Source organism: Novosphingobium sp. UBA1939 (assembly GCF_002336885.1).
GTDB lineage: Bacteria > Pseudomonadota > Alphaproteobacteria > Sphingomonadales > Sphingomonadaceae > Novosphingobium.
The window spans coordinates 1-12,428 of sequence record NZ_DDFB01000096.1 but is presented as its reverse complement, the minus strand read 5'-3'; the positions used below and the strand labels follow the sequence as shown (position 1 = coordinate 12,428).

15 protein-coding genes are annotated in these 12,428 nt (G+C 66.2%); 8 read left to right on the top strand and 7 right to left on the bottom strand.

All coding sequences use genetic code 11. From position 1 onward, the window contains the following. Together B3547_RS12695 and rbfA are read right to left on the bottom strand one after the other, a co-directional pair. On the bottom strand, window positions 1-547 hold a 547-nt coding region (locus tag B3547_RS12695), incomplete at its 3' end, for a thymidine kinase (protein ID WP_292963696.1). A 12-nt stretch (window positions 548-559) separates the two neighbouring features. Continuing rightward, window positions 560-976, bottom strand: a complete 417-nt coding sequence (rbfA, locus tag B3547_RS12690) for a 30S ribosome-binding factor RbfA (protein ID WP_125956370.1) — start codon at window positions 974-976, stop codon at window positions 560-562. A 317-nt stretch (window positions 977-1,293) separates the two neighbouring features. Between rbfA and B3547_RS12685 the strand changes: the two genes are divergently transcribed. After that, window positions 1,294-1,653: an RcnB family protein gene (locus tag B3547_RS12685; protein WP_292963689.1), complete on the top strand. Its 360-nt coding sequence runs from the start codon at window positions 1,294-1,296 to the stop codon at window positions 1,651-1,653. 300 nt (window positions 1,654-1,953) lie between these two features. Further along, window positions 1,954-4,182 (top strand): catalase/peroxidase HPI, encoded by a 2,229-nt coding sequence (gene katG / locus B3547_RS12680; protein ID WP_292963686.1) that lies wholly within the window; start codon window positions 1,954-1,956, stop codon window positions 4,180-4,182. Between the two features lie 59 nt (window positions 4,183-4,241). On the opposite strand, the gene B3547_RS12675 is transcribed toward katG, so the two are convergent. The 5 genes from B3547_RS12675 to murI all read right to left on the bottom strand — a co-directional run bounded on the left by B3547_RS12675 (window position 4,242) and on the right by murI (window position 8,062). Beyond that, window positions 4,242-4,937 (bottom strand): nitroreductase, encoded by a 696-nt coding sequence (locus B3547_RS12675; protein ID WP_223806603.1) that lies wholly within the window; start codon window positions 4,935-4,937, stop codon window positions 4,242-4,244. Window positions 4,938-5,003: 66 nt separating this feature from the next. Further along, entirely contained in the window at window positions 5,004-6,218 is a 1,215-nt protein-coding gene (hemA, locus tag B3547_RS12670) for a 5-aminolevulinate synthase (RefSeq protein ID WP_292963680.1), read from the bottom strand. Then, on the bottom strand, window positions 6,215-6,592 hold the full coding sequence (locus B3547_RS12665) for a hypothetical protein (protein ID WP_292963677.1): 378 nt from the start codon (window positions 6,590-6,592) through the stop codon (window positions 6,215-6,217). The genes hemA and B3547_RS12665 overlap by 4 nt, the downstream gene beginning before the upstream one ends. A gap of 5 nt (window positions 6,593-6,597) precedes the next feature. Continuing rightward, on the bottom strand, window positions 6,598-7,191 hold the full coding sequence (locus B3547_RS12660; protein ID WP_292963674.1) for an MBL fold metallo-hydrolase: 594 nt from the start codon (window positions 7,189-7,191) through the stop codon (window positions 6,598-6,600). A gap of 25 nt (window positions 7,192-7,216) precedes the next feature. Continuing rightward, entirely contained in the window at window positions 7,217-8,062 is an 846-nt protein-coding gene (murI, locus tag B3547_RS12655; RefSeq protein ID WP_414690559.1) for a glutamate racemase, read from the bottom strand. Window positions 8,063-8,148: 86 nt separating this feature from the next. Here murI and plsY point away from each other — a divergent pair, with 86 nt between their 5' ends. The 6 genes from plsY to B3547_RS12625 all read left to right on the top strand — a co-directional run. Next, window positions 8,149-8,763 (top strand): glycerol-3-phosphate 1-O-acyltransferase PlsY, encoded by a 615-nt coding sequence (plsY, locus tag B3547_RS12650; RefSeq protein WP_414690558.1) that lies wholly within the window; start codon window positions 8,149-8,151, stop codon window positions 8,761-8,763. Then, entirely contained in the window at window positions 8,760-9,905 is a 1,146-nt protein-coding gene (dprA, locus tag B3547_RS12645; RefSeq protein WP_292963668.1) for a DNA-processing protein DprA, read from the top strand. The genes plsY and dprA overlap by 4 nt, the downstream gene beginning before the upstream one ends. Before the next feature lie 29 nt (window positions 9,906-9,934). Next, the gene (locus B3547_RS12640) at window positions 9,935-10,282 is read left to right on the top strand and encodes a hypothetical protein (RefSeq protein ID WP_124809169.1); all 348 of its coding nucleotides are present in this window, start codon (window positions 9,935-9,937) and stop codon (window positions 10,280-10,282) included. 113 nt (window positions 10,283-10,395) lie between these two features. Beyond that, window positions 10,396-11,376: a hypothetical protein gene (locus tag B3547_RS12635; RefSeq protein ID WP_292963665.1), complete on the top strand. Its 981-nt coding sequence runs from the start codon at window positions 10,396-10,398 to the stop codon at window positions 11,374-11,376. A 234-nt stretch (window positions 11,377-11,610) separates the two neighbouring features. After that, complete coding sequence (locus tag B3547_RS12630) at window positions 11,611-12,069, top strand: glycerophosphoryl diester phosphodiesterase membrane domain-containing protein (RefSeq protein ID WP_349676492.1); 459 nt, start codon at window positions 11,611-11,613, stop codon at window positions 12,067-12,069. Between the two features lie 121 nt (window positions 12,070-12,190). Then, on the top strand, window positions 12,191-12,428 hold a 238-nt coding region (locus B3547_RS12625), incomplete at its 3' end, for a toprim domain-containing protein (protein WP_292963659.1).

Genomic DNA, 12,428 nt, shown 5'->3' with positions numbered 1-12,428 from the left:
GGCAGAGCGCGACATAGCGGTCGTTCCCGCCGATCTCGGTCTGCGCGCCGGCCCTGACCGCCGCACCGTCGCTGTCGACGCGCAGGTTCATCGTGGCCTTGCGACCGCAATGGCAGACGGCCTTCAGTTCGACCAGCGCATCGGCAATGCCCAGCAGCGCGGCCGAACCGGGGAACAGCTCGCCCCGGAAATCGGTGCGCAGGCCATAGCAGAGAACGGGGATACCGGCCTCGTCCGCCACGCGCGCCAGCTGCCACACTTGCGGCCCGGAAAGGAACTGCGCTTCGTCGATCAGCACGCACGACAGCGGCTGCACCGCGTGGGCGGCGGTCACGCGCGCCCACAGGTCGGTGCCCTCGTCGAACAGGTGCGCGTCCGCCTCCAGCCCGATGCGGCTGGCGATCGGCTTGCGCTGCCAGCGATCATCCACCGCCGCCGTCCACAACATGGTCGCCATGCCGCGTTCGCGGTAGTTGAAATCGGCCTGCAGCAGCGTGGTCGATTTCCCCGCGTTCATGCTGGCGTAGTAGAAATAGAGCTTGGCCATGCGTGGCGGCGATCAGCCGGCGTCGTCTTCGGGATCGCCGTCCAGATCGCGGGTTACGCGCGGGTCGGCCAGCAGCGCATCGATCCGGCTCGCCTCTTCGAAGCTTTCGTCGGGCAGGAACTTGATCTTTGCCGCGTACTTGAGCTTCAGGCGGCTCGCCACTTCCTTCTGGAAGAAAGCCGTATTGGTACGCAGCGCCTTGATGACGTCCGCCTCGTCCGTTCCGAGCAGCGATTTCACGAAGACGGTGGCGTGGCGCAGGTCGGGCGACATGCGGACTTCGGTGACCGAGACGGTATGCGCGGTCAGCACGTCGTCATGCACCTGCTGGCGCGTGAGCAGTTCGGACAGGATATGCCGGACCTGTTCGCCCACCTTGAGAAGCCGGACGCTGCGGGTTTCGGGCGTGGAAGTGTTCAAGCGTGCCAAGGCGGTGTCTGTCTTTCAATCCATCTTCGTCGGGATGCGGGCCAGTGAAAGCTCGTTGCGTGCCGTTCCCCGGCATCCCGGCCGTTTTCCATGAAGGCGCCGACGAACGAGGTGTCCGTCATGCCATCGACGGTTCCGATATAGAGAGAGCGGCCGCTTATTGCGAGCCCTTCGGCGCGCCATGCCGCACGCCCGTTTCCGCGGTGCCCGGCGTTTGTAACAAACGGAGAAATTTCTGCGACATTTTCTGACGGTTGGTGACGGACCTTGTCGCAGGGGCTGAGCGTTTCTTCCGCAACCACGCAGGAGACCGCATCATGAAGAAGATTGTTTTCACCGCCATCGCCCTGGCCATGGTCCTTCCGGCAGCGACGCCCGCTCTGGCCGATCCGCCCCGTCATCAAAATGGCCGGCATGACAACGATCGGCGCGATTTCCGCCATGACGACCACCGCGTGGGACCGGGCTATTCGCGGTATCAGCCCAATCCGTTCCGCAAGGGGCAGCGTTTTGAACAGCGCCGCGCGCCGAACTACCGCGTGATCGATTATCGCCGCTACCACCGCCTGCACGCGCCGCCGCGCGGCTATCGCTGGGTCCAGTCGGGCGGGGATGCCCTGCTGGTCGGCATCGCGACCGGCGTGATCGCCTCGGTGGTGGCAGGTACGTTCAACTGACGATTGCCGCCCGTCACGTTTCGGGAATGGGTAGCTTTGATCGCTTTTTGCGATGAAAGTTACCCAATAAATCAATTTTGCGATTTTGGTGTTCCGCGAGACAGTTTCCCCAGGCACGCAACAGGGGAACTGGATCGCGCAGGGTTAAGCCCTGCGCGGACGCCTGAAAGGAAACAGGACAAGCATCGGCACCGACGCGCGGGGGTGTTCCCGCGCGGCAGGTCGCCTATGCCTTGCTCACGCGTTTTCCACCTCCTGTCCGCCGTGCCTCTCGGGTTGCATGAGAGAGGAGACGAGGACATGCGACGTACTTCGATTTCGATGATCGCCATGCTGGCGGTGGCCGTCACGCCGATGGCCGGGGTGGCCCATGCCGAAGATGCGGCGGTAGCGAGCAAACCGACCACCAACAAGGATTGGTGGCCCCAGCTTCTCGATCTGCGGCCGCTGCGCCAGCATGCCGATGCGGCGAACCCCTATGGCGCGGATTTTGACTATGCGAAGGAATTCGCCACGCTCGATATCGCCGCCGTGAAGAAGGATATCGACAAGGCGCTGACCACGTCGCAACCGTGGTGGCCGGCCGATTACGGCAACTACGGGCCGTTCTTCATCCGCATGGCCTGGCACAGTGCCGGCACCTATCGCACGATCGACGGTCGCGGCGGCGGCGGGGGCGGAGAACAGCGGTTCGAACCCCTTAACTCCTGGCCCGACAACGTCAGCCTCGATAAGGCGCGCCGCCTGCTGTGGCCGATCAAGCAGAAGTATGGCCGTAAGATATCGTGGGGCGATCTCATGGTTCTGGCGGGCAACGTCGCGCTGGAGAACATGGGCTTCAAGACGATCGGCTTCGGCGGCGGGCGCGTGGATTCGTGGGAGCCGGACCTGGTGTACTGGGGATCGGAAAAGAAGTGGCTCGGCAGTTCCGAACGCTTTTCAGGCGGCCGCAAGCTCAACGGGCCGCTTGCCGCCACGCAGATGGGCCTCATTTATGTGAACCCTGAAGGGCCGAACGGTAATCCGGACCCGATCGCCGCCGCCGCCGACATCCGCGAGGCATTCGGCCGGATGGCGATGAACGACGAGGAAATCGTCGCGCTGATTGCGGGCGGCCACACCTTCGGCAAGGCTCACGGCGCGCACGCTCCCGACAAGTGCGTCGGTCCCGATCCGTCCGCCGCGCCGATCGAGCAGCAGGGGCTGGGCTGGGCCAATACGTGCGGCAAGGGTAATGCGGAGGATACCGTCTCCAGCGGCCTGGAGGGCGCGTGGTCGGCCAATCCGATTGCGTTCACCACGCAGTACCTCGACAACCTGTTCGCGTTCGACTGGGTGCAGACCAAGAGCCCGGCCGGCGCGACCCAGTGGATACCCAGCGACAAGAACGCCGCGAATCTTGTGCCCGACGCGCATCTGCCCGATGTGCGCCACGCGCCCATTATGTTCACGACCGACCTTTCGCTGAAACAGGACCCGGCGTTCCGCGCCATCGCGCTGCGCTTCCAGAAGAACCCGCAGGAGTTCGCGGACGCTTTCGCCCGCGCCTGGTTCAAGCTGACGCACCGCGATATGGGGCCGCGCGCCCGCTATCTGGGCAACGACGTGCCGAAGCAGGCCTTCACCTGGCAGGACCCGCTGCCTGTGGCGGACTATGCGATGATCAACGCGCAGGATGAAGCGCAGCTCAAGGCGAAGATCCTCGCGTCCGGCCTGACCGGACCCGAACTGATCCGCACGGCCTGGGCTTCGGCCTCGACGTTCCGGGGTACGGACATGCGCGGGGGTGCCAACGGCGCGCGCATCCGTCTTGCCCCGCAGAAGGACTGGGCCGCGAACAACCCGGCCGAACTGGCGAAGGTGCTGGCGGCGCTGGGCAAGGTGCAGGCCGATTTCAACAAGGCGGCGCCGGGCGGGCGCAAGGTGTCGCTGGCCGATCTGATCGTGCTGGGCGGCAGCGCGGCGGTGGAGCAGGCGGCCGGGAAGGCGGGATATGCCGTTGCCGTGCCGTTCAGGGCCGGACGGGTCGACGCCACGCAGGCGCAGACCGATGCGGCCTCGTTCGCGGTGCTGGAGCCGAAGGCCGACGGGTTCCGCAACTACTACGATCGGGCGGCCTATCTGGCGCCGGCGGAAGCGATGGTGGACAAGGCCAACACGCTGGGCCTGACCGTGCCGGAAATGGCGGTGCTGCTGGGTGGCTTGCGCGTGCTGGATGCCAATGCCGCGGGATCGCGCAACGGCGTGTTCACCACCCGTCCCGGCCAGCTGACCAACGACTTCTTCGTGAACCTGCTCGATATGGGCACGGTCTGGTCGAAGTCGGCCGCCGATGCGGGCATTTATGAAGGCAAGGACCGCACGAGCGGGCAGGTGAAGTGGAAGGCGACGCCGGTGGACCTGATCTTCGGGTCCAATTCGGAACTGCGGGCGGTGTCCGAGGCCTATGCTTCCGATGACGCGCGCGAACAGTTCGTCAAGGACTTCGCCGCCGCATGGGCCAAGGTGATGAACGCCGACCGGTTCTGACGGCAAGCGCGATCACATGCGGAAAGGCCGCGCTTCCGGTACGAAGCGCGGCCTTTCTGTCATTCGTCGAAACCCACGAAGGTTGCCGCCTCGGCCACCGACTTGCGCTTCGAGACCACGGCGTTGGCGGGGAAGCTCTCGTCCGGCCAGCCCATCGCCACGCAGATCATGATGACCTGATCGTCGGCGATCTTCGCGTGTTCGCGCACGACCGGGCTTTGCATGATGCCCTGGCTGTTGATCACGCAGCCCAGCCCGCGCGACCAGGCCGCGTTGACCAGCGCCGTCGTTACCGCGCCGCAATCGAACGGGGCGATATCGCCGCCGAACAGCGCGCGGTCATACGTGACGACGATGGACACCGGCGCGTCGAACTGGCGGAAGCCGCGCAGCACCCAGTCCAGCCGTTTTTCCTTGTCCTCGCGCGCGATACCCATGGCGCCGAACAGTTGCTTGGCGATTTCCACCTGCCGTTCGCGGTGCGCGCCTTCATAAACCTCGAACTTGCGGAACTCCCGGCTTTCGGGAACGCCTTCCAGATTGCGGCGGGTGTTTTCCGCGCGGATGCGGTCGAGCGGGGCGCCGGTCACGACCGTGAAATTCCACGGTTGCGTGTTGAGCGAGGAGGGCGCGCGGATCGCCAGCGCCAGGATTTCCTCGATCAGTTCGCGCGGAACCGGTTTCTTCAGAAAGCCGCGAATGCTGCGGCGGCCATAGACGACCTCGTCGTAGCCAGGCCCGTTAAGTGTTGTCACTGTTCTCTCCCACCGACCGTTTAACCGCATGATTAAACGGTCGGTGGCGGAGAGCAAGAGAGAGGATCAGGCGGCCTTGCGCTTTTCGAGGTCGAGGCGGCCCCAGATTTCGACCAGCGCGGCCGTCAGGTCTTGCATCATCGCTTCGGTGTGCGCCGGCCCGGGGGTGAAGCGCAGGCGTTCGGTGCCGCGCGGCACGGTCGGGAAATTGATCGGCTGCACATAGACGCCGTATTCGGCGAGCAGGATGTCGCTGACCTTCTTCGCGCGCACCGGATCGCCGACCATCAGCGGGACGATGTGCGTGGAGGACGGCATGACCGGAAGACCGGCTTCGGCGAACAGGCGCTTGAGCGTGGCGGCCGACGCCTGCTGCGCCTCGCGCTCGACGCTCGACGCCTTGAGATGCCGCACCGCCGCCAGCACGCCGGCGACCAGCACCGGGGAGAGCGAGGTGGTGAAGATGAAGCCCGGCGCGTAGGAACGGATCACGTCGATGATCCGCGTATCGGCCGCGATATAGCCACCCATCACGCCGAAGGCCTTGCCCAGTGTGCCCTCGATGATGTCGATCCGGCTGGCCGCCTCGTCCCGCTCCGAAATGCCGCCGCCGCGTGCGCCATACATGCCCACGGCGTGGACTTCGTCGATGTAGGTGAGGGCGTTGTACTTTTCGGCAAGGTCGCAGATCGCGTGGATCGGCGCGATGTCGGCGTCCATCGAATAGACGCTTTCGAACGCGATCAGCTTGGGCAGCGCCGGATCGGTTTCGGCGAGCAGTTCTTCAAGGTGCTCGACGTCATTGTGCCGGAACACCTTCTTCTCGCAGCCCGAATTGCGGATGCCCGCGATCATGCTGGCGTGGTTCAGTTCGTCCGAGAAGATCACGCAGCCCGGCAGGATCTTGGCGAGCGTGGACAGCGTGGCATCGTTCGAGACATAGCCCGAGGTGAACAGCAGCGCGCCGTCCTTGCCGTGCAGGTCGGCCAGTTCGCGCTCCAGCTCGATGTGGTAGTGCGTGTTGCCGCCGATGTTGCGCGTGCCGCCGGAACCGGCGCCCACGTCATGAAGCGCTTCTTCCATCGCCGCGATCACCTTGGGATGCTGGCCCATGGCGAGATAGTNNCACCACACCGTGATCGGCTTCGGGCCGTTGTGGCCGGCAAAGCAGCGGGCGTTGGGGTAAGCGCCCTTGTTACGGAGGATGTCGATGAAAACCCGGTAGCGGCCTTCGGAATGCAGACGGTCGATCGCCTGGTCGAAAACTTGATCGTAATTCACCCCGCCGCTCCTTGTGTCAGGCTCGAAAATGCCGGGCCATCGGCGAATGGCGCGGCTTGTACGCTTGTTGTTTGTGCTTGGCCAGCCGGTTTTCGCGCCTGCACCCGTGCGGGATCGCCGAAGCCGATATGGAAGGCACCGTCATTGCGCTGGCGCAAAAGCCAGTCGCGATCATGCTGAAAAGCGATGGTCAGGCCCGGCGTGCGCGCCTGCAGCGTGCGCAGGCCCTTGATCCAGCCGATCACCGCCCTGCGGTTCTCTGGAGCAAGCCAATCCGCGACAAGCCGCGAACGACCCCGTGTTTCGGACAGGTTCCGTTCCATCGAGGTCACGTCGCCAGGGAACAGATATTCGCGCCCGCTGGCCAGCGCCACGTAGATCAGTTGCGATCCCGGCGTGTGGCCCGGCATCGGCATGACTGCGACTCCGGGCGCGAGCGCCGTGGCGCCCTGCNNAGCTCCGCCGCCAGCGGGAGATACTGCGTGCGAGGCAGGAACAGCTTCGCCGCGTTGCTGGCCATGCCGCGCGAAGCTGCAAAGCCGCCGATGTGATCGTAGTGTTCGTGCGTGAAGACGATGCGGTCAGCCGAGTCCATCGCGGCCTCGACGCGCTGCTGCGCGGCGGCGTCGTAGTCGGTCATGTCGAGCTTCCCGGCCTGTTCGCGCGTCAGTCCGCTGTCGATCAGCACCGTCCCGCCGGGGCCGCGCACGCGGAACGCCGCCGCCGCGATCCCCGCCTTGCCGAAACCGCCGCCTGCAACCAGCAGCGTGGCGGGCGAGGTGCCCTGCGCCACGATTTCCAGATCGATCGCATCCGGGCGCGGCCCTGGCATCGCAGCCGCTGCGCGACGCAGCGCGGCGATGTCGATCGGGCGTTCGGCAATGGGTCCGGTGCGGTTGTCGATCAGCAGCCAGTAGGCCGCGCCCACCACGGCGAGCAACAGGACAGCAGCGATCTTCCATCCCGTGCGCAAGAACCGTCCCCCCCTTGAAGCGCGCCTAAAGTATAGCAACGCGGCCCAGGCCATAGGCCGCCAGAGCGNNCAGGCGTTCCACATCCTGCCCCCCGCGCGTGAACAGCGCAACGTCGTCCTGCTCGCGGTTCCAGTTCTGCCCTTCGGTCAATGCGGCGACCCGTCGGGCGATGCCGTCCGATCCATCGATGAACCGCACGTCTCCGCCGAAAGCGTGCGCCAGTTCCGGCTGCACCAGCGGGAAATGCGTGCAGGCCAGCACCACCGTATCGATCCGGTCTCCGCCGGGCATGGCGCGCAGCGCGGCGGCGGCGCGGGCATAGACCGCCGGATCGACCGGTTCGCCGCGCAATTGCGCTTCGGCCGCCTGCACCAGTTCCGGCGCGCCGTGGCGCAGCAGGGTCTTGCCCGCCGCGAATTCGGCTTCCAGCCGATCGACATAGACCTGCCGGATCGTGGCTTCGGTGCCGAGCAGGCCGATCACGCCGGTCCGCGTCATCGCCGCCGCCGGCTTGATCGCCGGCACGGTGCCCACGATCGGTACTTCCAGCACCTCGCGCACCGACGCGAGCGCGATGGTGGAGGCGGTGTTGCAGGCGATGCAGACCAGGCGCGGGCGAAAGCGTTCGGTCATGCGGCCCAGCAGGCCGGAAACGCGCGCGGCGATCTGCGCCTCGGTCTTGGTGCCATAGGGCAGGCCGGCGTTGTCGGCGGCGTAGATCACCGGCGCATCGGGCAGGAGCGCGCGGATCTTGCGCAGCACCGAAAGCCCGCCCACGCCGGAATCGAACACCAACAACGGCGCCGCGGCATCGACTTCGGCGGGTCTGGCCGGTTGCCTGGCCTGTATTGTCGCGCCTGTTGCTGTCACGCCTGTCGGGTTTCCTTTGCTGGCTCTGGTCCCTTCTATCGGTTTCCGAACTGAAAAGGAAAGACGCCCCTTTCCGAACCCGCGCGATGAATTGTAAGAGTGCGGTTGTGGATGCCCTGATCGCCTCGCTCGCCGCCTATGCGCTCGGTTCAATTCCGTTCGGGCTGATACTCACGCGCCTGGCCGGTGCGGGGGATCTGCGCAGCATCGGTTCGGGCAATATCGGCGCTACCAACGTGCTGCGCACCGGGAACAAGGGGCTGGCGGCGGGCACGCTGCTGCTGGATCTGGCAAAGGGTGCGCTGGCCGTGCTTCTGGCCCGGCACGTCTGGCCCGGCACGGAAGCGCTGGCGGCGTTCTTCGCGGTGATCGGGCACTGCTTCCCCGTGTGGCTGCGGTTCAAGGGTGGCAAGGGCGTAGCCACGATGATGGGCATTTCGCTCGCGCTCGCCTGGCCGATCGGCCTTGCCTATGCGCTGGTGTGGCTGGGCGTGCTGTTCGCCTCGCGCATTTCCTCGCTGGGCGGCATGTGCGCCGCGCTGGCCGCCCCGCTGGCAGCGTTCGCGGCGGGCTATGGGCAGTACGCCCCCGTTCTCGCGGTGCTGGCGGTGATGATCCTGTGGCTGCACCGCGCCAATATAGCCCGGCTGCGCGCGGGCACCGAACCCCGGGTCGGTTCGGGGAGCGGCAGCGCCAAGTGAGCGCGCGCGGCGTGCCCGATCCTGCGCGGCCCGCCGATACCCCGTTCGCCCTTGCGCGTGAGGAGGCTTTCGCTCGAATCCGCCTGCTGCGCACACCGCACATCGGGCCTGCCAGCTACTTTCATCTGCTGCGGCGGTATGGCAGCGCGGTGGCCGCCCTCGAAGCCGTACCCGAACTGGCGGCGCGCGGTGGCGGGCGCGTGGTCCCCGCGCCCGAAGAGCGCATCAGCGCGGAGATCGCGCGGGTCCGCCAGCTGGGCGCGCGCTATCTCTTTCACGATTCCCCCGCCTATCCCGCGCTGCTGGCCGCGCTGGATAGCCCGCCGCCGATCCTGACCGTGCGCGGCGACGACGCGCTGTTGCGGCGCCCTTCGGTCGCCATCGTCGGCGCGCGCAATGCCTCGGCCGGCGCGGTCAAGCTGGCGCGCGATTTCGGCGCTGCGCTGGCGGGCGCTGGCTGCGCCGTGATTTCCGGCCTTGCGCGCGGGATCGATGCCGCGGCGCACCGGGGCGCGCTGGCCGCCATGGCCGACGGCGGCGGCACCGTGGGCGTCATCGCCAGCGGGATCGACATCGCCTATCCGCCCGAAAACGCCGCCTTGCAGGACGAGGTGGCGGAAAAGGGCCTGCTGATCGCCGAGATGCCGCCCGGCACCGAACCGCTCGCGCGCCATTTTCCGCACCGCAACCGCATCATCGCGGGCCTTGCCACAGGCACGCTGGTGGTGGAGGCCGCGCCGAAGTCCGGCTCGCTGATCACCGCTCGGCTGGCGGGGGAGGCGGGGCGCGAGGTCATGGCCATCCCCGGCTCACCGCTCGATAGCCGCTCGCACGGCTGCAACCAGCTGATCCGGGAAGGCGCGGTGCTGGTGCAATCGCCGGAGGACGTGCTGGAATTGCTGCGGGACTTCGGCGGCGCGCCGCGATCGCTGCTGCGCGAACCGGAAGCCTTTGCGCCATCCTTCCCGGAGGAGGAAGCGCCCGCCGATATCGAGGCCCTGCTGGGCGCTGCTCCCGTCGCGGTCGACGAGTTGGTCCGGCAGAGCGGCGCATCGCCGGGGGCGGTGCAGATGGCGCTGATCGAGCTGGAAATCGCGGGACGGCTTGTGCGCCATGCCGCCGGCCGCGTTTCGCTGGTGTAAGCGGCAGCAAGGGATTGGGGAGAGGTACGATGCAGGATCACCGTTTCGCACGCCGGATGTTCCGCTGGGCGGCGATCTACGGGATCGTGGTGCTCGCGCCGCTCTATCTCGCGCCGCTGCCCGAACGCGGCGCGGAAGTCTCTTTGGGTTTCATCGGGGTGGCGCTGGTGTTCCAGGCGGTGTTTTGGATCATTGGCGGTGATCCGGCGCGCTATCGGGCTTTGATGCCATGCGCGGTGGGGGAAAAGCTGGTGTTTGGCCTGCCGGCGCTGGCGCTGTTCGCGCAGGGGAGGGCCGTGCCGGCCGTGGCCGTGTTCGCGGCGATCGACGTGCTGCTCGGGCTTGGTTTCCTGCTGGCCTGGCGGAAGACGGCCTGATTTTCCGACCGCTGCTCTTACTTTTCGTGAAATCCGCTTGCGTGCGCTCCGTCCCATCGTAATGTTTCGCAACATAAACGGGTCGCGGAAGATTGTCGGGATGGGGGACTATCATGAATTTCCGCAATACGTTTGTGCTTGCCGTTGCGGCGGCAGGCTTCCTGATGACCGCGCCCACCGTTGCCTGGGCGGGAGATGACGCACCGGTAAAGGTACAGGGCAAGGATGCGGTGAAAGGCGCCTCGCAGGTCGCCATTGCCGCGTTCAACGTTGGCTTCATTTTCGAGTCGACCGATCAGACCAAGGCCTCGGGCGGCCTGATGGGGGCGTTCGGAGGGGCGACCAAGGCCAAGAGTTCGCTCGTAGGCGTCACCCCGGNNGCCTACGCCGATTTCGTCGCAAAGCTGAATGCCGCCGGCCTGACGGTGCAGGACCCGGCCGCCGTTTTTGCGTCGCCGGCCCTGGCCAACCCGCACGGACAGCAACCGCCGGTCGAAATCGGCATCCAGCTTGAAAAGGGCAGCAAGGGCAAGGCCACCTACATGAAGCCCACGGTGCTGCCCACGCTGATCCTGCTGCCGGGCGATTTCACCGGTAGCGGCATGTCCAGCATTGGCCTCAACATGTCAGCCGGGCAGGCCAGCGGCGCGCTGTCGAACTACGCCAAGGCGGCCGGCGTACCCGTGCTGGACGTGACCTACCTGATCGACTTTTCCGACCAGAAGCGGCCTGGCGCGTTCAGCTTCGGCGGGCTGGAGGTCAACGCCAACCTTTCCGTCACGCCAGGCTATTCGCGGATGACGGCGCTGGGGCCGAACGGCAAGACCGTAACGGTCACGCTCAACCGTGGCGTGTCGGTGGATGGAGATTTCGTTGACAAGCAGGATGCGTCCAGCAACCTCGACAAGACCACGCAGGCGGCGGCCAACGTCGGTGGCGGGGTAATGGCGGCGATGGGCTTCGGCGGGATGCGCTTCGGCAAGACGCGCAAGTTCGAGTTCACCGCCAAGCCTGGCAATTATGAACAGGGGGCGGCCAAGGCGGCCGCGCTCGCGAACGACCAGATGGTGGGGCAGATCGTCTCTCTGCGCTAGGAATGGAAGGACGGGGTTGCATGGCGGACGGAGAACGGAAAGTCAGCGTAAGCGAGATCTTTTCCGAGTTCGGCGGCACCCTGACCCGCCATGCCCGCCTTTCGCTGCTGGCGGGGCTTGGCATCGTGGCGGTCACCTCGATCGTCGATGTCCTGCTCGGGGATAGCGGGGGGCAGTTTGGCGGTACGATCGCCTCGTTCCTGATCCAGTATCATCTGATGGAGCAGATGCTNNCTGCTGTCCCCTTCCGTCACGGGCAGACGCTATCTCTCGGTCGTCGGCGCCAGCATTCTCACCACACTGGGCATGATGCTGGGTTTCGCTCTGTTGATCGTTCCGGGCCTGCTGTTGCTGGCGCGCTGGTCGCTGACCTGGCCCTACATCATCGGCCAGGGGATGCGCGCGACCGAAGCGATGGGCGCAAGCTGGCGGCACACCCGCGCCTCGATGGTGTCGATCGCGCTGTTCTATGTGATCTGCCTGGTGTTGCTGGTGGTGCCGCTGGCGGGCGTGGGCGTTGCCCAAGGGCTGGCTTCCGCGCTGTCCGGTCCGTCGATCACCGCAGGAGTCGGAGGGACCATTCTCGGCAACGCGGTGGCCGCGCTGATGGCGGTGGGCGGAACCGCGTTGACGCTCGCGCTCTACCGGCTGCTTGGCCATTCGGACAACCGGCTGGCCGAGGTGTTCGGGTGACGCCTTTGTTCGTGACGATCAAGGCAGTGGGATGATCGGCGCAAGGCAAGGCTTGACGATCGGCGTGCGGCATCGCCACCCTCGCGCGTACACATACGCGTAAGGTCACGATATACCCGCCATGCAGCTTGTCATTGTTGAATCGCCGGCCAAGGCCAAAACCATCGAGAAGTACCTTGGCCCCGGCTACAAGGTTCTCGCCTCCTACGGTCACGTCCGCGACCTGCCCGTGAAGGACGGCTCCGTCCGCCCGGACGAAGACTTCGCGATGGACTGGGAGCTTTACGGCGACAAGCAATCGCGCGTGAAGGCGATCACCGATGCCGCGAAGGAAGCCGACCGCCTGATTCTCGCCACCG

Coding starts and splice junctions, on each gene's coding strand:
- katG (WP_292963686.1), top strand. CDS start 1,954: ATGCGACGTACTTCGATTTCGATGATCGCCATGCTGGCGGTGGCCGTC.
- B3547_RS12640 (WP_124809169.1), top strand. CDS start 9,935: ATGCAGGATCACCGTTTCGCACGCCGGATGTTCCGCTGGGCGGCGATC.
- plsY (WP_414690558.1), top strand. CDS start 8,149: ATGAATTGTAAGAGTGCGGTTGTGGATGCCCTGATCGCCTCGCTCGCC.
- B3547_RS12685 (WP_292963689.1), top strand. CDS start 1,294: ATGAAGAAGATTGTTTTCACCGCCATCGCCCTGGCCATGGTCCTTCCG.